The organism is Tateyamaria sp. LSS28 (genome assembly GCF_059611725.1).
Genome location: NZ_JCAPFI010000002.1, coordinates 666,915 through 689,673 on the forward strand (window position 1 = coordinate 666,915; position 22,759 = coordinate 689,673).

Annotated in this window: 17 protein-coding genes; 10 read left to right on the top strand and 7 right to left on the bottom strand. The window is 61.0% G+C overall.

The features are described 5' to 3' along the window. Positions 1 to 125 precede the first annotated feature (125 nt). A complete protein-coding gene (locus AC53L6_RS07860) occupies positions 126 to 611 on the bottom strand; it encodes a VOC family protein (RefSeq protein ID WP_496907442.1) in 486 nt (161 codons plus the stop codon). Between the two features lie 138 nt (positions 612 to 749). Between AC53L6_RS07860 and AC53L6_RS07865 the strand changes: the two genes are divergently transcribed. Further along, entirely contained in the window at positions 750 to 1,658 is a 909-nt protein-coding gene (locus AC53L6_RS07865; RefSeq protein WP_496907443.1) for a haloalkane dehalogenase, read from the top strand. Between the two features lie 121 nt (positions 1,659 to 1,779). Here AC53L6_RS07865 and AC53L6_RS07870 read toward each other — a convergent pair whose 3' ends face one another. Together AC53L6_RS07870 and trpS are read right to left on the bottom strand one after the other, a co-directional pair. Next, positions 1,780 to 2,820 carry a Hint domain-containing protein gene (locus tag AC53L6_RS07870; protein ID WP_496907444.1) on the bottom strand — a complete coding sequence of 347 codons (1,041 nt, stop codon included), beginning with the start codon at positions 2,818 to 2,820 and terminating at the stop codon, positions 1,780 to 1,782. A 250-nt stretch (positions 2,821 to 3,070) separates the two neighbouring features. Continuing rightward, positions 3,071 to 4,093 carry a tryptophan--tRNA ligase gene (gene trpS / locus AC53L6_RS07875; protein ID WP_496907445.1) on the bottom strand — a complete coding sequence of 341 codons (1,023 nt, stop codon included), beginning with the start codon at positions 4,091 to 4,093 and terminating at the stop codon, positions 3,071 to 3,073. Positions 4,094 to 4,166: 73 nt separating this feature from the next. Here trpS and AC53L6_RS07880 point away from each other — a divergent pair, with 73 nt between their 5' ends. Next, entirely contained in the window at positions 4,167 to 4,850 is a 684-nt protein-coding gene (locus tag AC53L6_RS07880) for a rhomboid family intramembrane serine protease (RefSeq protein WP_299208355.1), read from the top strand. Here the strand turns inward: AC53L6_RS07880 and murJ are convergent. Together murJ and AC53L6_RS07890 are read right to left on the bottom strand one after the other, a co-directional pair. Further along, the gene (gene murJ / locus AC53L6_RS07885; protein ID WP_496907446.1) at positions 4,847 to 6,385 is read right to left on the bottom strand and encodes a murein biosynthesis integral membrane protein MurJ; all 1,539 of its coding nucleotides are present in this window, start codon (positions 6,383 to 6,385) and stop codon (positions 4,847 to 4,849) included. The genes AC53L6_RS07880 and murJ overlap by 4 nt on opposite strands. Positions 6,386 to 6,508: 123 nt before the next feature. Beyond that, complete coding sequence (locus tag AC53L6_RS07890) at positions 6,509 to 6,853, bottom strand: SH3 domain-containing protein (protein WP_496907447.1); 345 nt, start codon at positions 6,851 to 6,853, stop codon at positions 6,509 to 6,511. A gap of 214 nt (positions 6,854 to 7,067) precedes the next feature. Here AC53L6_RS07890 and AC53L6_RS07895 point away from each other — a divergent pair, with 214 nt between their 5' ends. Genes AC53L6_RS07895 through AC53L6_RS07920 form a run of 6 tightly spaced genes read left to right on the top strand, consistent with a single transcriptional unit; the run spans position 7,068 to position 17,300 of the window. Next, positions 7,068 to 8,657 carry an alpha-amylase family glycosyl hydrolase gene (locus AC53L6_RS07895; protein WP_496907448.1) on the top strand — a complete coding sequence of 530 codons (1,590 nt, stop codon included), beginning with the start codon at positions 7,068 to 7,070 and terminating at the stop codon, positions 8,655 to 8,657. A gap of 35 nt (positions 8,658 to 8,692) precedes the next feature. Further along, positions 8,693 to 10,849: a 1,4-alpha-glucan branching protein GlgB gene (gene glgB, locus AC53L6_RS07900; RefSeq protein WP_496907449.1), complete on the top strand. Its 2,157-nt coding sequence runs from the start codon at positions 8,693 to 8,695 to the stop codon at positions 10,847 to 10,849. Positions 10,850 to 10,871: 22 nt separating this feature from the next. Next, complete coding sequence (glgC, locus tag AC53L6_RS07905; RefSeq protein WP_496907547.1) at positions 10,872 to 12,122, top strand: glucose-1-phosphate adenylyltransferase; 1,251 nt, start codon at positions 10,872 to 10,874, stop codon at positions 12,120 to 12,122. Continuing rightward, positions 12,119 to 13,543 (top strand): glycogen synthase GlgA, encoded by a 1,425-nt coding sequence (glgA, locus tag AC53L6_RS07910; RefSeq protein ID WP_496907548.1) that lies wholly within the window; start codon positions 12,119 to 12,121, stop codon positions 13,541 to 13,543. The genes glgC and glgA overlap by 4 nt, the downstream gene beginning before the upstream one ends. Beyond that, positions 13,540 to 15,672, top strand: a complete 2,133-nt coding sequence (gene glgX, locus AC53L6_RS07915; RefSeq protein WP_496907450.1) for a glycogen debranching protein GlgX — start codon at positions 13,540 to 13,542, stop codon at positions 15,670 to 15,672. Before glgA ends, glgX begins: the two co-directional genes overlap by 4 nt. Then, positions 15,669 to 17,300, top strand: a complete 1,632-nt coding sequence (locus tag AC53L6_RS07920) for an alpha-D-glucose phosphate-specific phosphoglucomutase (RefSeq protein WP_496907451.1) — start codon at positions 15,669 to 15,671, stop codon at positions 17,298 to 17,300. Before glgX ends, AC53L6_RS07920 begins: the two co-directional genes overlap by 4 nt. Positions 17,301 to 17,334: 34 nt before the next feature. Here the strand turns inward: AC53L6_RS07920 and AC53L6_RS07925 are convergent, their stop codons facing one another. Together AC53L6_RS07925 and AC53L6_RS07930 are read right to left on the bottom strand one after the other, a co-directional pair. Next, entirely contained in the window at positions 17,335 to 20,088 is a 2,754-nt protein-coding gene (locus AC53L6_RS07925) for a [protein-PII] uridylyltransferase (protein WP_496907452.1), read from the bottom strand. A 30-nt stretch (positions 20,089 to 20,118) separates the two neighbouring features. Continuing rightward, on the bottom strand, positions 20,119 to 21,309 hold the full coding sequence (locus AC53L6_RS07930; RefSeq protein WP_496907453.1) for a penicillin-binding protein activator: 1,191 nt from the start codon (positions 21,307 to 21,309) through the stop codon (positions 20,119 to 20,121). A gap of 89 nt (positions 21,310 to 21,398) precedes the next feature. On the opposite strand from AC53L6_RS07930, the gene rsmI reads away from it, so the two are divergent. Both rsmI and AC53L6_RS07940 read left to right on the top strand, forming a co-directional pair. Continuing rightward, positions 21,399 to 22,262 (top strand): 16S rRNA (cytidine(1402)-2'-O)-methyltransferase, encoded by an 864-nt coding sequence (rsmI, locus tag AC53L6_RS07935; protein WP_496907454.1) that lies wholly within the window; start codon positions 21,399 to 21,401, stop codon positions 22,260 to 22,262. Between the two features lie 15 nt (positions 22,263 to 22,277). Beyond that, on the top strand, positions 22,278 to 22,691 hold the full coding sequence (locus AC53L6_RS07940) for a YraN family protein (protein WP_496907455.1): 414 nt from the start codon (positions 22,278 to 22,280) through the stop codon (positions 22,689 to 22,691). The last annotated feature ends 68 nt before the right edge of the window (positions 22,692 to 22,759 follow it).

Here is a 22,759-nt window from a genome sequence, read left to right on the forward strand (position 1 = left end):
ATTTGAGGTGGCCATTTCTGGGGTCCTTTTGCCTGTTTCCGAAAAACTGCGTCATTTGGCGGGCAAACTGCGATATTCGGGCTCGCAGACAGAAAACCATGCTTAGAAACAGTTAACGGGGGCGATTATGCCGCACCTTCGGCCAGCAGTGCGGGCACATCCAACGGGGTGTTGACCATGGCAAGTGCGCCATCGGATGTTCGGGGCCATTCCGCCTCTGGCCGGTCGCGGTAAAGCTCGATCCCGTTGCCATCCGGGTCGCGGATGTAGACGGCTTCGGACACGCCGTGATCAGCGGCCCCGTCCAGTGCTGTGCCGTGATCCAGCACACGGCCCAAGGCCGCCCCAAGCGACGCGCGGTCGGGGAAGAGAAGCACGTGATAGAGGCCCGCCGCCTGTTCCGGCGCTGGACCCGCGCCGCGCGAATGCCAGGTGTTCAACCCGATATGATGATGATAGCCGCCCGCCGACAGGAATGCGGCCTGATCGCCATAGCGCTGTGTCAGGGTGAAGCCGAGGACATCGCGGTAGAAGGCTATGGACCGTTCGAGGTCGGTGACCTTGAGGTGGATATGGCCGACGCGCGTATCAGCCGGGACTTTGGCGGTCATGATGTGTCTCCTTGTGATCCAAAAGCTAGGGACCGTCAGGTTCAGTGCCTAGGCGCAGTTCCGCACAGCGTTGGTGCGGGGCGGTGGACAGATACGCTTGGACGCCCATAGGCTGAGCATCCGCCAGCGGAGGATGCCATGGATGTTTTGAGGACCGACGATGCCCGGTTTGACGGGTTGCCGGATTTCGACTTTGCCCCGCATTATGTCGATATCGACGATACCGATGGCGGGTCATTGCGTGTCCATTACCTGGACGAAGGGCCGCCCGAGGGTGAGGTTGTGCTGGTCATGCACGGGGAGCCGACCTGGAGTTACCTCTATCGTCACATGATCCCGGTTTTTACCGCTGCAGGTCATCGGGTGCTGGCGCCGGATTTGGTGGGCTTTGGCCGGTCGGACAAGCCCGTACAGCAATCCGATTATACCTATCAACGGCATGTGGAGTGGATGAGCGACTGGCTGCGGCAGGTTGATGCGACCAGGATCACGCTGGTCTGCCAGGACTGGGGCGGGTTGATTGGCTTGCGCCTTTTGGCCGCCATGCCGGAGCGGTTCGCGCGGCTGGTGGTGGCGAATACGGCGCTGCCCACGGGGGATCATCCGATGAGTGATGCGTTCAAGGCGTGGCGTGAATTCTCCCAGACGGTTGATCTGTTCGATGCGGGCCGGATTGTCCATGGCGGGACCGAAACGAAGCTGACGCCGGAAGAGGTCGCGGCCTACAATGCGCCCTTTCCCGATGAGAGCTACAAGGCAGGCGCACGTGTTTTTCCGATGCTGGTCCCGGACGGGCCGGATGACCCAGCGGCGGGGCCGAACCGGGCGGCGTGGGCTGTGCTTGAGACTTTGGAATTGCCCGTCCTGACCGCCTTTGGCGCGCAAGACAAGGTGATGGCCGGGGTTGAGAAGGTGTTTCAGCACAAGATGCCGGGGGCTAAGGGGCAGGCGCATGTCATCTTTGATGGCGCCGGGCACTTCCTGCAGGAGGATGTGGGGCCGGAGCTGGCGCGGGCGGTGGTGACGTTTATGTCGGGGAATGTTTGAGGGGTAGCAATGGGTTTGAGATCGCAGCTGTCAATTGAATACATCGCCAGATGTCAGCTTCGAGCCCAACTTACCGGCTTGCAGCGATGTGTCGAAGGTCTGCTATGTACAGCAAGACTATCTATGCAGCGCGCATTAGTTTTGACCTGACACCCCGCAACGCATGCTTGGCTTCTTGCACCTCAATGACTGTTCGTGCTGATGGCCCGTTGAGCGCCCCAAAGGGCTGTCTCCACTTGAACAATCTCATCAAGTCTTTCCGCTCAAGCGGATGCATGCCTTTCAAGACCATAGCCCCCAGCAACAAAGACTCCGCTGCACATCCGTTGGCAAATACGATCTCATGACTTGCAAACGCGAAGTGGAACCATTCAATTTCTTTGCGGCCCATCATGTGGCGAACATCCGGGCAAACCGCCAAGGCCTTGGACGCTGCAAGCACGGGGTCGGAAAATACATACTCCAACTGTCGCTCTTCGCCGAGAAGAATGCGGTGTTGGGGAGACACGATCAAATCCCTAAAGGGCCGGTTTGGTCCTAACGCTCCTGCCTTGATCAAAACGGGTTTCTGACTTCGTTCAGCCTCGAGCAGTGGTTGTCTTGCGTGGCGTTTCCACAGGATTTGTTGGGCGCCGTTGTCCAACGTCATCACACTGTCACCAACACGCAAATCCTCCACCCGTCTCCAGCCCTCAGATGTACCGATAAGCGTTCCCCTTGCAAAACAGGGAACCGATCCGGGTGTGGAGGACGAACCGGGCTGGTAGCTTCCCCCTCCGTCGGATGTAACCAAGGATTCCTGTCCGCCGCTGTGTTCACCGACTTGCGTCGCCGACATGCCATTTGCCGGGCCTTCGGTTGCGGTAATGGGATCCTTGAACGCGATGAACTGAATGACGGTTCCGGTATCATCGACAAGCGCCAGTGCCTGTTCGTTCTTTATGTCGGGAAAGTCCGGGTCGGTTCCGTCAAACAGGTAAACGTCCTGTCCAGCGATTGTTTGTACGGACGGATCGAAATTCAGCGTCACGTTTACTGTACCGTCCGTGTCATAGACGACGATGCTGTAACCTGACACATCGGTGCCGCTCGGAATGACAACTTCCACGAAGTTGTCATTCGCGCCACCATCGTAATCAATCTCTGAAATGTATCCGGGCATGGCTCACACAGTTTCTCTTTGGGAGCTTTACTCTTTCTCAAAGGCATAAAAGGGGCATGAATTTGGCAATTTCATTTACGCAAATTTGGTCAAAAATGTCAGATATCTCTGACACACTTGCCGCAGGTATGGTATTTCGTAAGCAACCGGCGCACTGCTCCGGAGCTACTACAAGCTGACCTTCGGATAGCGAAGACTAACGGCAGCAAAGTCCGCACTGCGGACATTTCGCACCGTTGATGCGGTTCTGTCAGCTTCCGACCATCCCCACGATCTCGTAGGTTTTCTTTAGGATCGGTTGCGTGATCTCGCGCGCTTGTTCTGCGCCGCGGGCCAGCAACCTGTCGATCTCGGTGACGTCACCCATCAGCCGCGTCATCTCGGACGCGATGGGGCTGAGTTTTTCGACCGCGAGTTCTGCCAGCGCCGGTTTGAATGTGCCGAATTGGGCGCCGCCGTGATCGGCCAGCACCTGCTCGACGCTCATGTCCGCAAGTGCGGCGAAGATGTTCACGAGGTTGCGTGCCTCGGGGCGGTCGTCGAGCCCTTTGTACTCTGAGGGCAGAGCCTCGGGGTCTGTCTTGGCCTTGCGGATCTTTTTGGCAATCGTGTCAGCGTCGTCCGTCATGTTGATGCGGGAGGCGTCCGAGGGATCGGATTTCGACATCTTCTTGGACCCGTCCCGCAGGCTCATTACACGTGTGGCCGCCCCTTTGATCACCGGCTCGGTGAGGGGGAAGAAATCGACGCCGTAGTCGTGGTTGAACTTGGCGGCGATGTCGCGCGTCAGTTCAAGGTGCTGCTTTTGGTCGTCGCCCACGGGCACATGGGTGGCGTGGTAGATCAGGATGTCCGCTGCCATCAGGGCCGGGTAGCCGAAGAGACCAAGCGACGCGTTCTGGGCGTTCTTGCCTGCCTTGTCCTTGAACTGCGTCATGCGCTGCATCCAGCCCATGCGGGCCACACAGTTGAAGACCCAGCCGAGCTGCGCGTGTTCAGGCACCTGGGACTGGTTGATGAGGATGGACCGTTCGGGGTCCACGCCTGCCGCGATGTATGCGGCGGCCAGTTCGCGGGTCTTGGCCGCCAGTTCGGCGGGGTCCTGCCAAACCGTGATCGCGTGCAGGTCAACCATGCAGTAGACCGTCTCGTAGGTGCCTTCGTTCTGCATCTCGACATAGCGTTTGAGCGCGCCGAGGTAGTTACCCAGCGTCAGGCCGCCCGAAGGCTGCATGCCCGAGAACACGCGAGGTGTGAATTGGCTGTCTGACATCGGCTTACCTCTGGGCAAATTTGCATGGTTGGCTTACCCATGGCTAAAACAAAGTTCAAGCAGGCAGGCCCCTATGTCCGAGCATCATGATCCAAGCCCCGTCAACCCATTGCCTCCGGCCGTTTGGCTGCTTTTTCTGGCGGTGGCCTTGCCCGAGCTGGCGTTTTCGCTGGGTGAAGCGAACCTGATCGGTGGACCAGGGGCGGTCGGGTGGCGGTTGCAAGCCTTGAATGATTACAGCTTTTCAGGTGAGGCGTTCGATTACATGCTGAGCAATGGCATCCTGTTGCCCGAGCATTTGCTGCGGTTCCTGACCTATCCCTTTGTGCATGGCACCTTTACCTCGACCCTGTTTGCCGGAGTCATCCTGCTGGCCATGGGCAAGATGGTGGGCGAGGTGATGGGCGGCTGGGCGGTTATCCTGCTGTTTGTCCTGTGCGGTGTCTTTGGTGCGCTTGTCTTTGGCCTGCTTACGGATCAGGCGTGGCTGATCGGAGCCTACCCTTCGGTTTACGGTCTGATCGGTGTTTTCACCTTTCTGCTGTGGCAGAAGCTGGCCGCGACCGGTGGGCCGCAGGCGCGTGCCTTTACCCTGATCGGGGTGTTGATGGGTTTGCAGCTGCTGTTCGGCATGTTCTTTCAGGTCGGTTATGCCTGGGTGGCGGAGCTGTCGGGGTTTTGCGCGGGCTTTGCCCTAACTGCTTTTGTAATGCCCGGCGGTTGGGCGCGCGTGCTGACAACCCTGCGCCGCCGCTAGCTGCGCCGTACGGCCCCGCGAATGTCCGACAGCTTCAGCGCACCGATGGCGTGGGCCACGCCGAAATAGCTGCCTGCCCCCATTGTGATCAGCCCCAACAGAGCGATGTAGCGCACCCCGTCCGTGCCAAGCGCGGGCTTCAGAAGGATGGCAAAGACCCCCAGAACGATCCCCATCACCAGCGATGCAATGATGATACGCGGCAGGCGCTGGCGATAGCGGGTATCGACCCGCACAACGTCCCCCATGCCGCGCAGACCGATGTAGAGCAGGCCCAGCATGGCCCAGCCCGCCACCGTCGTGGCAACAGCAGGTGCGATCCAACCGATCGTGGGGGACAGACCGACGGCGATGGCGGCATTGATGACCATTGCCACAAGTGCGAAGTGGAAGGGCCGCTTGGTGTCGCCCCGGGCGAAGTATTGGGGTTGCAGCACCTTTTGCAGTACGAAGGCGGGAAGGCCCGCACCATAGATGGCGACGGCCACGGCAATAGCGGCGGCGTCGTCCGCGCCTGTGGCGCCGCGTTGAAACAGGACCGACACAAGCGGCAGGGGGATCACCACCAACGCCACTGCGCTGGGCAGGGTCAGCGCCATGGAAAATTCGGTTGCGCGGGAATAGGCGGTGCGTGCGCCGTCATTGTCATCTGCCTTGAGCCTGCGGGACAGGTCCGGCAGCAACACGATGCCGACGGCAATGCCCACGACCCCAAGCGGCAGTTGATAGAGCCGGTCGGCGGCGAACAACCAACTGACCGCGTTGTCATAGGTCGAGGCGACAAGCTGGCCGACGACAAGGTTCACCTGCATCACACCGGTGGCCAGCGCTGCGGGTATCGCGGTGCGCACCATCAGGCTCATGTCCGGTGTCCAGCGGGGACGTCCGAGGCGCAGGGCGAAGCCTGCCTGTGCAGCCGCACCCCATGTCAGCGCCAGTTGCGCGATGCCGGCCAGCGGGATGGTCCAGACCAGCCATGTGATCGCCGTACCGCCCGTCGCCCAAGCGAGCGTCATGGCGCCGATCACCATGATGTTCAGCAGGACGGGCGCGGCTGCGGCGACCGCGAAGCGACCCGTGGCGTTCAGCACGCCGGAAAACAGCGCCGAGAGCGACATGAAAAAGATGTAGGGAAAGACGATGCGGCCAAAGCCTGTGGCAAGGTCGAACCGTTCTTCCCCGAACCCGCCTGCGGTGGCCCAAACGAGCGCGGGCATGAAGATCATGGCGAGCGCTGTCAGGATCAGCGTGACCAGCGCCAGACCGTTCAGGGCGTCCCGACCAAAGCGCGCCGCGTCTTCGTCCCCTTCGAGCTTGGAAGAGAACATCGGAACAAAGGCCGCGTTGAACGCCCCTTCGGCGAAGAAACGGCGGAACATGTTGGGCAGGCGGAAGGCGGCGACGAAGGCATCCATCAGTGGGCCGGGACCGATCAGCGACAGGATCATGATCTCGCGCACGAAGCCCAAGATGCGGGAAAGCAGCGTCCAGACCCCAACGGTCAGAAAGCCGCTGATGAGGCGGATCGGTTTCATTTGGAATTGGGTAGCTTGTGGTGCGCGCGGGCGCAATGGCCGGGCTTGGGGCGTGTGGTTTTCAGATGTTGCCGGAAAAGGCTTTTTGAGCCCAAAGCGTAACCCTCATACCCTGTGCGGCGCCTATAGTTCTTGAAGGTTCCGGACCGGCACCCAACCATTTAAGCCGTTCGCCGCTCTGCACAGTACCCATCCATTCAGTTCATGGCTGGCGTCTAGGACCTCGCCGTTGCGACACGTTAGTTCTATCGCCGAAAAGTCGGCGATGGCGTAGGTTTTCCCAGCAACTTTCCTTACCAGACTGTCTGGTATCCAACCTTCTTTATCAGATTGGTTTTTTGCCCAAAGCCAAACATGTCCATCCCAATCGTCGGTCTTGCCCGACAGCCAAAACTCTTCGTCGGCCTTTAGCACAATTGGGTCTTCATATGTTGCCTCCCAATCTGCAATTACGCGAAATCTCCGCACCAGCTTACCTCCAGCCCTCAGCGCATCTTTTGCAAGCATATACCCTAGACGTCTTCAAGAGTGGCGAACGGCGGCGAAGGTCCGCTAAGCGATCATGTGATCACACTGATCAGACACCCATTCCGCCCGACTTGAAACAATTGTTTTTCGCCTTGCTGTTGCCTGTCAAAGCGCTTTGAATGGTGATGCACATCTCTAATCGAAGGCAGAACAAATGGCAGACGGACAGGACTGGTGGCGCGGGTCGGTGACCTATCAGATTTATCCCCGGTCCTTCATGGACGCGGATGGGGATGGGATTGGGGATATCAAGGGCATCATGGACCGCTTGGATCATGTGGCGTCCCTGGGCATCGATGCGATCTGGTTGAGCCCGGTGTTTCCGTCGCCTATGGCCGACATGGGGTATGACGTGTCGGACTACCTCGACATCGATCCGACTTTTGGCACCTTGGCGCAGTTCGACGAGATGGTGGCAAAGGCGCATGGCCTTGGTTTGAAGGTCATCATTGATCAGGTGCTGAGCCACGCGTCGGATCAGCATGCCCTGTTCACCGAGAGCCGTCAGAGCCGCGACAACCCCAAGGCAGATTGGTTCATCTGGGCCGATCCGAACCCCGATGGCACGCCGCCCAACAACTGGCTGTCGATTTTTGGTGGCCCGGCCTGGACCTGGGATGCACGCCGTCGGCAGTACTACATGCACAATTTCCTGAAGGAGCAGCCGGATTGGAATTTCCATAACCGGGAGGTGCAGGATTACCTGCTGGACTGCGTCCGCTTCTGGCTGGATCGGGGGGTCGACGGTTTCCGGCTCGATACCGTGAACTTCTATTTCCACGACCATCTGCTGCGCGACAATGCGGCCAACCCGTCCGACTGGGCGCAGGAGGCCGTGCGGCCGTTTGAGATGCAGTATACGCTGTTTTCCAAGAACCGGCCCGAGAACATCGCGTTCTTGGAGCGGCTGCGCGCGCTTCTGGATGAATACGATGATCGCACCATGGTGGGTGAGGTGGGCGACAGCCATCATTCCATCGACATCATGGGGCAGTACACGTCCGGTCAGCGCCTGCACATGGCCTACAGCTTTGAAATGCTGGGGCCGGATTTCAGCCCCAAGCATTTTCGCGAGCGGATTGAGGCGTTCTTTCGGGATGCACCCGAAGGCTGGCCCTGCTGGGCGTTTTCAAACCATGACGTGCCGCGCCATGTGGGCCGGTGGCTGGAGCATGGGGTGGATCAGGATGCCGTGGCCAAGCAGGCGGCGGCGCTGCTTTTGAGTTTCGAAGGGTCGATCTGCATCTATCAGGGCGAGGAGCTGGGGCAGGTCGATACTGTTCTGAGTTTTGACGAGTTGACCGATCCCGAGGGCATCAACTTTTGGCCCGAGAAGACAGGGCGCGACGGGTGCCGGACGCCGATGGTGTGGGAGGCTGATGCGCCCAATGCGGGCTTTTCACAGGCCAACCGCACATGGCTGCCGGTCAAGGAGCCGCAAGCGGCGCGCGCCGTGTCGGCGCAGGGGGAGAATAGCGTGTTGGCCTTCTACCGCGAGATGCTGGCGCTGCGCCGCGGGTCGGACGATTTGCGGGCAGGCAAGACGGTGTTTCTTGATCTGCCGGAACCCGTGCTAGGGTTCATGCGGGGGGAGAACATGATGTGCCTGTATAACCTGTCGCCTGATCCTGTGAGTGTGGATGTGCCCCATGTGGTGACGTCCCTTTTGGACCAGTCCGCTGAGGTCGATGGCGCGCGCGTGACACTGGGTGGAAGCGGGTTTCTGATCGGGCGCATCGCTTGATGGGTGGGGCGGACACGACCAGTTTGCCGCCCCATATGACCCAAGGGGATGTCGATGCGCTGCTTAATGCGCGCCATGACCGCCCCTTTGATGTTCTGGGTGTGCACACGACCGGACGTGTGGCGTGGTGTGTTGCCCTGGTGCCGGACGCAACGAGTGTTACAGCGGTGGTGGGGCGCAAGACCGTTCTGCTGGAGCGCGTTGAAGGGCCGCTTTTCGCGGCACAGGTGCCGAACTCCAAGTCCCCGCATCGCTTGACGGCCACGTTTGCGGACGGGGCGGAATGGGCGTTCGAGGACCCCTATCGCTTTGGCCCTGTCCTGACGGAGATGGATCAGCACCTGATGGGTGAGGGCACGCACCGCCAGCTGTGGCAGGCGCTCGGGGCGCATGTGATCGACGTGGATGGTGTGGCAGGCACGCATTTTGCTGTCTGGGCACCCAATGCGGCGCGCGTGTCTGTCGTGGGGGATTTCAATATCTGGGACGGGCGCCGACATCCAATGCGGCGTGTGGGCGAGACCGGCGTGTGGGAGATTTTCCTGCCCGGTCTGGGTGAGGGTGATCTCTATAAATACGAGATCGCGCCACAGGACGGTGCGCCGTTCCTCAAGGCTGACCCGGTGGGATTTGGGGCGCAGCATCCGCCCGAGACGTCTTCGGTCGTGCGGGATATTTCGGGCTATGGCTGGGACGATGCTGGCTGGATGGCAGGACGCGGTGTCGCCCAGCAGCGGGACAAGCCGATCTCGGTTTACGAGGTGCATCTGGGGTCCTGGCGGCACACGGCGGACGGGCGGCGGTTAAGCTACCGCGAGCTGGCGACGGAGCTTGTCGATTACGCCGTCTGGATGGGCTTCACCCATCTGGAGTTTCTGCCGATCAGCGAGTTTCCTTTTGACGGGTCGTGGGGCTACCAGCCTCTTGGGCTGTATGCGCCCACGATCCGCTTTGGTCCGCCGCATGAGTTCCGCGATCTGGTGGAAGCCGCGCATAAGGCAGGGCTGGGCGTGATCCTTGATTGGGTGCCGGGCCACTTCCCGTCGGATGCCCATGGGTTGGCACAGTTTGATGGCACGCATCTGTACGAACATGCCGACCCGCGCGAGGGGTTTCATCAGGACTGGAACACGCTGATCTACAATTACGGGCGGCGCGAGGTGAAGAACCACCTCACCGCCAACGCCCTCTATTGGTTCAAGGAATACCATATTGACGGGCTACGTGTGGATGCGGTGGCGTCGATGCTCTACCGCGATTACTCGCGCGCCGACGGCGAATGGGTGCCCAACAAGGATGGCGGGCGCGAGAATTACGAGGCTATCGATTTCCTCAAGGAGATGAACACCCTTTGCTATAGTGAGGTGGACGGGATCATGACCGTCGCCGAGGAAAGCACGGCCTTTCCCGGTGTGTCCACGCCTGTGGACGCGGGTGGTTTGGGCTTTGGTTACAAGTGGAACATGGGGTGGATGAACGACACCCTGCGTTACATCGAAAAGGACCCGGTGCATCGCAAATACGATCATCACCTGATGACGGCACCGATTGACTATTCCTTCTCGGAAAACTTTGTCCTGCCGATCAGCCATGACGAGGTGGTGCACGGCAAGGGGTCGATGATTGGCAAGATGCCGGGGAACGAGTGGGAGAAGTTTGCCAACCTGCGTGCCTATTATGGGTTCATGTGGGGCCATCCCGGCAAGAAGCTGTTGTTCATGGGCTGCGAGTTTGGCCAGTGGGCCGAATGGAACCACGATGCGGCTCTGGATTGGGATGCGCTGCATGGGGATCAGCAGCGCGGGTTGCAGGCGTTGGTGCGCGATCTGAACCACCTTTACCGTGACACGCCTGCGCTGCATCGGCGCGATTGTGATCCGTCGGGTTTTGCATGGATCGCCAATGATCCTGATCAGTCGCTGACCGCTTTTGTGCGGCGGGGCGAGGACGGTGACGCGCCTGTTGTCGTTGTGTGCAATTTCACTCCGGTCGTGCGTCAATGGCGCATTGGCGTGCCGGTTCCGGGCCTTTGGGAGGAGGTTCTGAACACTGATGCGGCGGCCTATGGCGGCGGCGATCGGGGCAATGGTGGTGCGGTCCAAAGCCAGAGTGGCGACTGGGACGGGCTGCCGGATTTCGTGGATATTACCGTGCCGCCTTTGGCGACGGTGGTGTTCCGACACAAATATTAGGGGAGGAAACGATATGGCGGACATGACACGGCTGTCCCAGAGGTCCATGGCATTCGTGCTGGCGGGCGGGCGCGGATCGCGGTTGAAGGAATTGACCGACCGGCGGGTGAAACCTGCGGTGTACTTCGGTGGCAAGACGCGGATCGTCGATTTCGCCCTGTCGAATGCGGTCAACTCCGGCATCCGCCGCATGGCCGTGGCCACGCAGTACAAGGCGCATTCGTTGATCCGCCATTGCCAGCGCGGCTGGAATTTTTTCCGGGCGGAGCGGAACGAGTTTCTGGATATTCTGCCTGCCTCACAGCGTGTGTCCGAGGAGATGTGGTATCGTGGCACCGCCGACGCGGTCACTCAGAACATTGATATCGTTGATAGTTATGGCATCGAATACATCGTTGTCCTTGCAGGTGACCACATCTACAAGATGGATTACGAGATCATGCTGCGCCAGCATGTGGAGCAGGGCGCGGATGTGACAGTCGGCTGCCTGACCGTTCCGCGCGCGGATGCGTCCGCCTTTGGTGTGATGGCGGTGGATGCGCACAGCCAGATCACGTCCTTTCTGGAAAAGCCCGCCGATCCGCCCAGCACGCCTGAGGACCCGACCAAGGCGTTGGCGTCGATGGGGATTTACGTTTTCAATTGGAAGTATCTGCGCGAGTTGCTGATTGCCGATGCCGCCGATCCGAATTCGAGCCATGATTTCGGCAATGACCTGATCCCCGAGATCGTGAAGGGCGGCAAGGCCGTCGCGCATCGCTTTGACGATTCTTGTGTCCGGGGCGAGGGCGCGCCGAGTTACTGGCGGGATGTGGGGACGCTTGATGCGTTCTGGGAGGCGAATATCGACCTGACCGATTTCACGCCCGAGCTGGACTTGTGGGATCAGAACTGGCCCATCTGGACCTATTCCGAAAGCGTGCCGCCCGCGAAGTTCATCCATGATGAGAAGGACCGGCGTGGAGTTGCCATATCGTCCATGGTGTCGGGCGGCTGCATCATCTCGGGGACCGAGGTGCGCAATTCGCTGCTGTTCACGCAGGTCCACACCAATTCCTATGCCGTGCTGGATCATTCGGTTGTCTTGCCCAACGTGGTCATCAACCGGTCAGCCCGGTTGCGCAAATGTGTGATTGATCGCGGGGTTGAGATTCCCACCGGGCTGGTCGTGGGGGAGGACCCGATGGAGGACGCCAAGTTCTTCCGCGTGTCAGAAAAGGGCACTACGCTGATCACCAAGGATATGGTGGAGGCATGGAAGGCCGCGCAATGATCAAGGTTCTGTCCGTCGCGTCTGAATGTGCCCCGCTGGTCAAGACCGGCGGGCTGGCTGACGTGGCGGGGGCTTTGCCCGGTGCATTGGCGCCTTTGGATGTCGAGATGCGGACGTTGTTGCCGGGGTATCCGGCTGTGATGAAGGCGTTGACGGGTGCCCAACGCGTTGCCGACATCAGTGATCTTTTTGGTGGCGCGGTGCGGCTTTTGTCGGGCAAGGCGGCGGGGCTAAGCCTGTTTGTGCTGGATGCGCCGCATCTGTTTGACCGGGGTGCCGGGATTTACCTGAACGACGATGGCGTGGACTGGCCTGACAACCCCGAGCGTTTTGCTGCGTTGTGCCGGGTTGCGGCGGATATTGCCGGTGGGTCCTTGGGCGATTGGCGACCTGATCTGGTGCATTGCCATGATTGGCAGGCGGGGTTGGTGCCTTACTACCTCAAGCGTGACGGAGTTTCAGTGCCGAGCGTCCTGACCATCCACAACATTGCCTTTCAGGGACTGGTGCCGATGGCACGCGCCAAGGCGCTGGGCATTGCCAAGGCCGATCTGACCCGCGAGGGGGTCGAATACTGGGGGCAGATTTCGGCGTTGAAAGCGGGTCTGGTCTGGGCCGACCGGTTGACGACCGTATCGCCGACCTATGCCCGGGAATTGATGACGCCAGAGTTCGGCATGGGGCTGGACGGCGTGTTGCAGACGCGCAAGGCTGACCTGTCCGGCATTCTCAACGGTATTGATCTGGACGTGTGGTCGCCCGAGGTCGACATCCACATTCATCAGTATAAGACCCCGCGCGGGAAGGCTGCGAACAAGACGGCTTTGCGTGACGAGTTCGGGTTGCCGGAGGCCGAGGGCCCGCTGTGCGTGGTGGTGTCGCGCCTGACCGAGCAGAAGGGGTTGGACCTGCTGCTGGACGCCTTGCCTGCGCTGCTTGACCGGGGCGGGCAGTTGGCGCTGTTGGGCTCTGGCGATCCGGCGTTGGAGAAGGCGTTTGCCGAGTATGAGCACCCGTGTGTTGCAGCCCGCATCGGGTATGACGAGGCGCTGTCGCACAGGATGATGGCGGGCGGCGATGCGATCCTTGTGCCGTCGCGGTTTGAGCCTTGTGGGCTGACCCAGCTTTATGGCCTGCAATACGGCACCTTGCCCGTTGTGGCGCTGACCGGCGGGTTGGCGGATACGGTGATCCCGGCCACGCCTGCGACCATGGCCAAAGAGGTCGCGACCGGGCTGCAGTTTCATCCGGTGACGGCGGACGCCCTCTCAAACGCGTTGATGCAGCTTTGCGACCTTTTCGCCGCGCCCAAGCTGTGGTCAAAGATGCAGCGAAACGCGATGGCGCAGCCCGTGGGGTGGGCGCCGTCGGCTGCGGCCTATGCCGCGCTGTATGACGACCTGGTAAAGGCTGCTGAATGACACCATTCCAACTGAGCGCGGGCCGCCCGCACCCTCTGGGGGCCACGTTCGACGGTGAAGGCGTGAACTTTGCCGTGTTTTCCCAGCACGCGACCCGCGTGGTGTTGTGCCTGTGTGACGATCAGGGGCGCGAGGTGTACCTTGTCGATCTGGCCGAGCGCGAGGGCCATATCTGGCACGGCTATATCGCTGGGCTGCGGCCCGGGCAGCAATATGGCTACCGCGTGCATGGGCCTTATGCACCCGAGGAAGGTCACCGCTTCAACCCCTACAAGCTGTTGATGGACCCCTATGCCAAGCGATTGGCGGGGCAGGTGCAGTGGCATGATGCGCTTTACGGCTACGAGATTGGGCATGCTGACAAGGACCTGAGTTTCGACACCCGTGACAGCGCGGAATACATGCCACGGTCTGTTGTGGTCGATCCGGCGTTTACATGGGGGCGGAGCGAACGCCTGCGCCTTGATACACCGTGGTCCGATACGGTGATCTACGAGGCGCATGTCAAAGGGCTGACCGCGCAGCGCAAGGACATAAACCATGCGGGCCGGTTCCTTGGCATGGCGTCGGACCAGATGCTGGACCATCTGACTGATCTCGGGGTGACGGCGATTGAGTTGATGCCCGCGCAGGCCGCTGTCGATGACCGGTTCCTTGTGGACAAGGGGCTGAGCAATTACTGGGGCTACATGACCTATGGGTTCTTTGCGCCCGAGCCGAAGTATCTGAGCAATCACGACATTTCTGAATTCCAGCAAATGGTTGCCCGCTTCCACGCTGCCGGGATCGAGGTGATCCTCGACGTGGTTTACAACCACACTGCCGAAGGGGATCAGCGCGGGCCGACCCTGTCTTTCCGGGGTTTTGACAACGCAAGCTATTACCGGCTGACCGACGATCCGCGCTACTATGTGAACGACACGGGTTGCGGCAATACGCTGGATCTGGATCATCCCTTTGTCCTGCGCATGGTGATGGATAGCTTGCGCTATTGGGTTGAGGTCATGCATGTGGACGGGTTCCGCTTTGACCTTGCCTCGACCCTTGCCCGCACCTCGGGCGGCTTTGACCGGGACGGGCCGTTTTGCCGTGCGATCCGGCAGGATCCGGTGCTGAACAAGGTCAAGATGATTGCCGAGCCTTGGGACGTGGGACCGGGTGGGTATCAGTTGGGGGCCTTTCCGTCGCCTTTTACCGAGTGGAACGACAAGTATCGCGACAACGTGCGCAAGTTCTGGCGTGGGGATGCCTGCATCACCCGCAAGCTGGCGGGGCATGTGACTGGGTCGGCCCTGCGCTTTGACCATGACGGGCGGCCTGCCACGTCGTCGATCAATTTTGTGACCGCCCATGACGGTTTCACGCTGATGGACACGGTCAGCTACAATGAAAAACACAACGCCGCGAATGGCGAAGGCAACCGCGACGGGCATGATCACAATTGTTCGGACAATTGCGGGGTCGAGAGGCCGACGGATGACCCGGCAATCATGGCCCTGCGCGCCCAACGGCGGCGCAACATGCTGGCCACCCTGATGCTGAGCCAGGGCACGCCGATGATCCTGGCCGGGGATGAGTTGGGCAATAGCCAAGGCGGCAATAACAACGCCTATTGTCAGGACAACGAGATCGGGTGGGTCAACTGGGACGAGGCCGACCCGGATTTCCTGGCGTTTTGCCGTCAGATCATCGCGTTTCGCAAATCGAGCCCGATCCTGCGCCAGAAGCGGTTTTTGCATGCGGGCAAGCGGGCCGTGGATGGCAAACCGGATGTGTTCTGGCGCAAGGCTGACTGCACCGCGATGGCCGAAGAGGATTGGCAGCGGCCCGAGTTGAAATTCCTTGGGGTCGAGATGCGCATGGCGCGCGGCACGCCCGCCTATGAGCCGCGCCTTGGGGCCATTTACATCCTGTTCAATGCGGGGGGCAAAACCCGCGCGACGCTGCCCGAAGCTCTGCCCGGACACCGCTGGCAGCGCGTTATCGACACATCGGGTCACGCTGGCGGGGCTGTACGCGCGGGCGCGGTGTCCATCGCCCCCAACAGCGTCGTTGCGCTTGAACTCTGCCCTATTGGCGGCAGATCCGTTGGCGCGTCCGAATTTCAGGAAAGAAAGATTAAAGCATGAGCAATCAGACAGTTCAGACCGCACCGATCGAGGGGCAGAAACCCGGCACCAGCGGCCTGCGCAAGAAGACGGCGGTGTTCATGCAGCCGGGGTATCTTGAGAATTACACGCAGGCCATTTTCGACGGTATTGGCGGGATTGCCGATAAGACCCTCGTGGTGGGTGGTGACGGGCGGTATTTCAACGACGTCGCTATCGGGACCATCCTGCGCATGGCGGCCGCCAATGGTGCTGCCAAGTGCATCGTGGGGCAAGGTGGGCTGTTGTCCACGCCTGCGGCTTCGCACCTGATCCGCAAGCGCAAGGCCGATGGCGGGCTGATCCTGTCGGCCAGTCACAATCCGGGCGGGCCGGATGCGGACTTTGGCCTAAAGTACAACGGTCCGAACGGTGGTCCTGCGACCGAAGGGGTGACCGAGAAGATCTTTGCCCGGACGACGGAGATTGACGCCTATCACACTCTTGAAGGCGGTGCGGTGGACCTGAACGCGCTGGGCGACAGCCAGTTGGGTGATATGCGGATCGAGATTGTCGACCCGGTTGCGGACTATGCCGAGTTGATGGGGAGCCTGTTTGACTTCGATGCCATCGCGGCCCTGTTTCGCGGTGGGTTCCGCATGTGCTTTGACGCCATGCACGCTGTCACCGGGCCTTACGCGCATGAGATCCTTGAGAAGCGTCTGGGCGCGCCTGCGGGCACGGTGATGAATGGCGTCCCTAGCCCGGATTTTGGTGGCGGGCACCCTGACCCGAACCCGGTCTGGGCCAAGGCGCTGATGGATGTGATGTATGCGGGTGACGCGCCTGACTTTGGGGCGGCGTCGGATGGCGATGGCGACCGCAACATGATTGTGGGGCGGCGGTGCTATGTCAGCCCGTCGGATAGTCTGGCGCTGCTGGCAGACAAGGCCGATCTGGCACCCGGCTATTCGGGTGGTCTGGCTGGGGTGGCGCGGTCCATGCCGACCTCTGCCGCTGCAGATCGCGTTGCCGAGGCCAAGGGCATGGCGCATTTCGAGACACCCACCGGTTGGAAGTTCTTTGGCAACCTGCTGGATGCGGACAAGGTGACATTGTGTGGTGAAGAAAGCGCGGGCACCGGATCAAACCATGTGCGCGAGAAGGACGGTCTATGGGCCGTTCTGCTGTGGCTGAACATTCTGGCCGCCACGGGCAAGTCCGTATCTGATCTGATGGCGGCACATTGGGCGAGCTATGGGCGCAACTACTATTCGCGCCATGATTACGAGGCGGTGGATAGCGCGGCGGCGAATGACCTGATTGCCAATCTGCGCGCCCGTTTGGGTGATTTGGCTGGGCAGAGTGCTGGTGGGCTGACGGTCTCGGGCGCGGACGAGTTTTCCTATGACGATCCGGTCGATGGCTCCACGTCCCGTGGTCAAGGCATCCGCATCTATTTTGAAGGGGGCGGGCGTGTGGTGTTCCGCCTGTCTGGTACTGGCACCGATGGAGCGACGCTGCGGGTGTATCTGGAGCAGTTGGAAACTGCGCCGGATGCGCTGGATCAGGACCCGCAAGAGGCCTTGGCAGGCATCATCGCAGCCGCAGACGCGCTGGCCGGGATCAAGGCGCGCACCGGACGCGATGGCCCCGACGTCATCACCTGATGATCTGCCGGACGTTCATGCGGGTGGCTGACGCCTATTGCGCTGCCCGCTCGACCCCTTCGACGATTGCCGCGCGCAATTTCTTTTCAAGCGTCTTCTGTTTGGCCTCGGAGTAGTATTTCAGGCCGAACATGTCCTTCACATAGAAGGTGTCCACCACCTGTTCGCCATAGGTCGCGATGACCGCGTTGGCGATGTAGACATTCGATGCCGCAAGCGTGCGTGTGAGATCGTGCAGCAGACCGGGACGATCGCGCGTGTCGACCTCGATGATGGTGTAGATGTCGGACCCTTCGTTGTCGAAGGTGATGTGCGTGGGCACCCTGAATGCCTTTTCGCGCTTCTTGACCTTGTCGCGATCCTTGATCGCGTCGCGGGTAATCACCTCGCCCGCAAGCGTGCGCGCGATCATCTTGCGCAGGCGGGGCAGGCGGCTGGCCTCGTAGGGGTTGCCGTCAGCGTCCTGTATCCAGAATGCATCGGTCACGTAGCCGTCGGACGTGGTGTAGCTGCGCGCATCCACGACGTTGGCCCCCACAAGCGCGAGCGCCCCGGTCAGTCGGGCAAAGATGCCGGGATGATCGGGCATGACGAAGCACGCGCGCGTGGCGTCGCGGTCGTCGTCGGGATGCAGGTCCATGGCGATCTCGTTCTCGTCGATGTCGCGCAAGAGCCTGGCAAAGACGACGTGGGCCGTAACGTGCAGGCCCTGCCAATAGGGATCGTAGTGCCGGGCGGTTTCGGTTTGCAGGTCCTTGCGCGGCCAGTCGGCGAGTTCGGCCCGCAATGCCTTTTTCGCCTCCGCTCCTCGGCCTTCGCGGGTCAACGCCTCCATGCCGTCCTCAAGCGCGCGGCGCGTCTGGCGGTAGAGGGCGCGGATCAGCACGGCCTTCCAGTTGTTCCATGTGGTGGGCCCGACACCACGGATGTCGCAGACCGTCAGCACGCAAAGCAGGTCCAGCCGTTTGACGGTCTGCACCGCCTTGGCAAAGTCGCGCACGGTGCGCGGGTCGGCGATGTCGCGTTTCTGGGCCATGTCGGACATCAGCAGGTGGTAGCGCACCAGCCATTCGACCGTATCCACATCGTCCTGTTTCAGCCCCAGTCGCGGGGCGATCTTGCGGACCATCTGCGCGCCGAGGATCGAGTGATCTTCGGGCCGTCCCTTGCCGATGTCGTGCAGCAGAAGCGCGACATAGAGCACCTTGCGGTTCACACCTTCCTTGAGGATCGAGGAGGCGACGGGCAGGTCCTCTTCCAGCTCATCGCGCTCAATCATGGCCAGTTGCGCGATGCACTGGATGATATGTTCATCCACCGTGTAGGAGTGGTACATGTTGAACTGCATCATCGCGACGATGGGTTCAAATTCGGGGATAAAGGCGGCCAGTACACCCAATTCGTTCATCCGCCGCAGGGCGCGTTCCGGGTTGCCGTGTTTTAGCAGCAGATCAAGGAAAATCCGCTGTGCCTCTGGCGTGGTGCGCATGTCATCGTCGATCAGGTGCAGGTTCGACTTGATGATCCGCATCGCATCGGGGTGGATCAGCATGCCTGTGCGTAGTGCTTCTTCGAAGATGCGGAGAAGGTTCAGCTTGTCATCCAGAAACACGCCATCATCGGCGATGGCGATCCGGTTGTGGATCACCTCGTAACCGGGCTTGACGCGTGGCTTGCGTTTGAACAATCGCTCCAGCAGCGGTTCGGCCTTGATATGCGTGGCCTCAAGCTTGGTCAGGAAGATGCGCGTCAGGTCGCCCACCTCGGTTGCATGCAGGAAATAGTCCTGCATGAACCATTCCACGGCCCGCCGTCCGTCTTTGTCGTCATAGCCCATGTCTTCGGCCACGGCGACCTGTAGGTCAAAGGTCAGCTGTTCTGTGGCCCGACCCGAGATTAGGTGCATATGGCAGCGCGTGGCCCACAGGAAATCCTCAGCGGCGACAAATGCGTCGAACTCGTCATCCGTGAACAGGCCCAACGGCACAAGGTCTGCCGCGTCCTGCACCTTGTGGATGTACTTGCCGATCCAGAACAGCGATTGCAGGTCGCGCAGCCCGCCTTTGCCCTCTTTCACATTGGGTTCGACCACATAGCGTTGTCCTTGACGCACATGTCGCGCGTCCCGTTCGGCCAGCTTGGCTTCGATAAAGTCGCGTTCGGTTCCGTCGAACAGATCGGTCCGCAGCTTGGTGTCCAGCTCCTTGGCCAGCGCGGCGTCACCAAAGAGAAAGCGGTGTTCCAGCATGGCGGTGCGGATCGTGAAATCCTCGGTCCCGAGCCGCAGGCAGTCCCGCACCGTGCGGCTGGAATGGCCCACTTTCAGCTTGAGGTCCCACAGGATGTAGAGCGTGGTTTCGATCACGCTTTCGGCCCAGGGGGTGATTTTGTAGGGCGTCAGAAACAACAGATCCACGTCCGAGAACGGGGCCATTTCGCCGCGCCCATAGCCGCCTACGGCCAGCAGCGCCAGCCGTTCGCCATTGGTGGGGGTTGGGTTCGGATGCATCAGCGTCTGTGCCGTGCGCAGGGCTGCATGGACCAGGCAGTCGGTCAGGAACGTATAGGCCTGCGTGGTTGGGCGTGATGAAAACGGGTTCGCACGGAAGGCAGCCGAGATTGCTGCCCGCCCTGCCTTTTGCGCGTCCTTCAGGTGCGCGACAATCGCGGCACGCTCAGGTTTGGTGCCCAGAAGCGTGTCGAAAGCGCCGCCATCGAAAATTTCGGTGGCGGCGCAGATCAGGTGTTGGTCAGGCGTCGTGGGGGCCTGAAAGGCGATGTCGCTCAATACGCTCTCCGTGGTGGCCGTTGGGCCGGATCAGAAGCCTGCGCCGCCGAACCCGCGTGGGGCGGCATCAATCACAACGACCTTGTTGTCGCGGACGGTTGCAATTGCAAGTCCCCGTTCGTTGGTGCCGTCCGAGCGCAGACGGAAGATGCCCGACGCGCCTTGGAAGCCCGACCCTTGGGTCAGTGCCGCACCGGTGAGCGCGCCCGAGTTGCCTTGTGCCGCAAGGGCCCCGATGGCCGCGATCCCGTCAAAGGCCAGACCGGCCAGTGGGTGAGGTGCGCTGCCATAGGCGGCTTGGTACTGCGATTGGAACGCGGATGACCGTGACGGATCAGGTACAGCGAACCAGCCGCCCTGCACCCCGGGCAATTCCAGTGTTTGTGGCGGAAGGTCCCAGCGTGTCAGTCCCACATACTGTGTTGTGGCGGGGCTGATGCCTGCCTCGGGCAGCAATTGTGACAGAAGGGGCAAGCCAGCGGCAGGGGCGGCTGTCATGAACACGGCGTTGGCGCCCGAATTGTCCACGGCGGATTTTACCCGGGGCACCGCTGCAACCAGACCCTGCTGCGACAGCGGATAGTCGACGGTGCCCACCATGGTGGCGCCGCTGCGCGAGATCGCCTGCTGGATCGCGTTGCGGCCAAGTTGCCCCGCCACATCCTGAGCATGCACAACGACGATCCGATCCTTGCCCTGGCGGGCAGCATAGCTGACCAGGCGGTTGGCCGTGTTGTCGAAGGTTGATCCAAGGACAAAGACATTACCGCCCGCGATCGTGGTGTTGTTGGAAAAGGCCAGAACATTCACGTTTTGCGGAGCCACGGCCACGCCCGCTGCATTCGCGGCCTCGGCATAGAGCGGGCCAACGATGATCTGTGCGCCGTCATTCACGGCTTGTGCAGCCTGGCTGGCGGCGGTGCCTGCATTGCCCGCGGTGCCATAGACTCGCAGGTCGATCTGCACACCTTGCAGGTCACGCATCGCAAGGCGCGCCGCGTTTTCCAGATTGTTTGCCAGCAGCTCGTCACTGGCCTGACCCGATCCACGCGGCACGAGCAACGCCACCGGAACCGGCTGCGACGTGTCAATCCGTGGCCCGCCGGTCGATCCGCCAAGGCCACCCAGAGCGGCCGGATCGCAGGCGGCCAGTGCAAGGGCGGCCAAGGGCACGATCACCCGCCGCGCCGCCTTGCGCAGAGTCTTGAAAAACGCAAACATATACTGTCACTCCCTAAGTGCGGGGCATGACATTGGCCTGCCCGGTCATTGGGGGCAGATAATAAACGTCAGGAAAGGCGGGTCCAGCTTTGAATCATGTCAAGGTGCCCCTGTCCGCGGGTCTGTGGTTCGTGGGCGTGCCGATCGGGACGGCTCGGGATATCACGTTGCGGGCGCTTGACGTGCTCGCGTCGGCGGATGTCCTTGTGGCCGAAGACACTCGGTCTTTGCGCAAGTTGATGGACATCCATGGCGTGCCGCTGGAGGGACGCCGGATCGAAGCATTGCATGAGCATTCAAAGGATACACAGGTCACACGGCTGGTCGCGCGCGCGGCGGGTGGCGAAAGCGTGGCCTACGCGTCCGAGGCTGGAATGCCTCTGATCGCGGACCCTGGATTCGAACTGGGACGCGCCGCGCGAGCCGCGGGCGTCGCAGTGACATGCGCGCCGGGACCATCGGCCGTTTTGACGGCGCTGGTGGTCGGTGGATTGCCGACTGACGCCTTCCATTTTGGCGGGTTCCTGCCCGCATCGCGTTCTGCGCGGCAAAAGGCGCTGCAAGATCTATCGGATGTAAAGGCCACGCTTGTGCTCTACGAATCGCCCAAACGTGTCGGCGCATTGCTCGCAGACGCGGTCGAGGTTCTGGGTGCGGACCGGCAGGCCACGGTGTGCCGCGAGTTGACCAAGAAATTCGAAGATGTGCGAAGTGGCACTTTGGATGAACTGGCGCAGGTATTCCAGAACACAACGCCAAAAGGCGAAATTGTCGTGCTGATTGGCCGCGCAGAGACGGTGGCCGTTAAGGAAAAAGACATTGATGGTGCGCTAAGCTCGGCGCTGAATGATATGTCGGTGAAGGACGCGGCCGCATTCGTGGCGGAAACACTGGATGTGCCGCGCAGGCGGGTCTACCAACGGGCATTGGAATTGGCGCGCAACAACCAATGATGTGAAAGGTGACGCATGGCGCGGCACGAGCGATGTTGTGATACAGGCCAGCCGCTCGATACGCGTGTGGTGCGCGGTCACATGGCGTATCACGCCGGCATGGCGGCCGAGCAAATCGTCGCGCGCGCTTACATCCGCGCGGGTTACAAGTTGATCGCTGAACGCTGGCGCGGACGACGCGGTGAAATCGATCTGATTTTCTCGACGGCGATCGGGGTGGTCATGGTCGAAGTGAAAACCAGTAAATCCCTTGCTTCTGCCGCCGCGCATCTGACCCCGGCGCAGGTCAAACGCCTGTGTGCGACGGCGGATGAATACCTCGCGACTCTCACTGATGGCGCGTTGACGGATGTCCGGTTTGATGTCGCGTTGGTTGATCAAACGGGTGCCGCCGAATTCCTTGAAAACGCCTTTGCAGGGTATGTCTGAACCCGTGCGCAGGACGCTCTGCGGCACTGCACAACAGCTTGCCATTGCGTGACCGCGCCCGCTGCGCC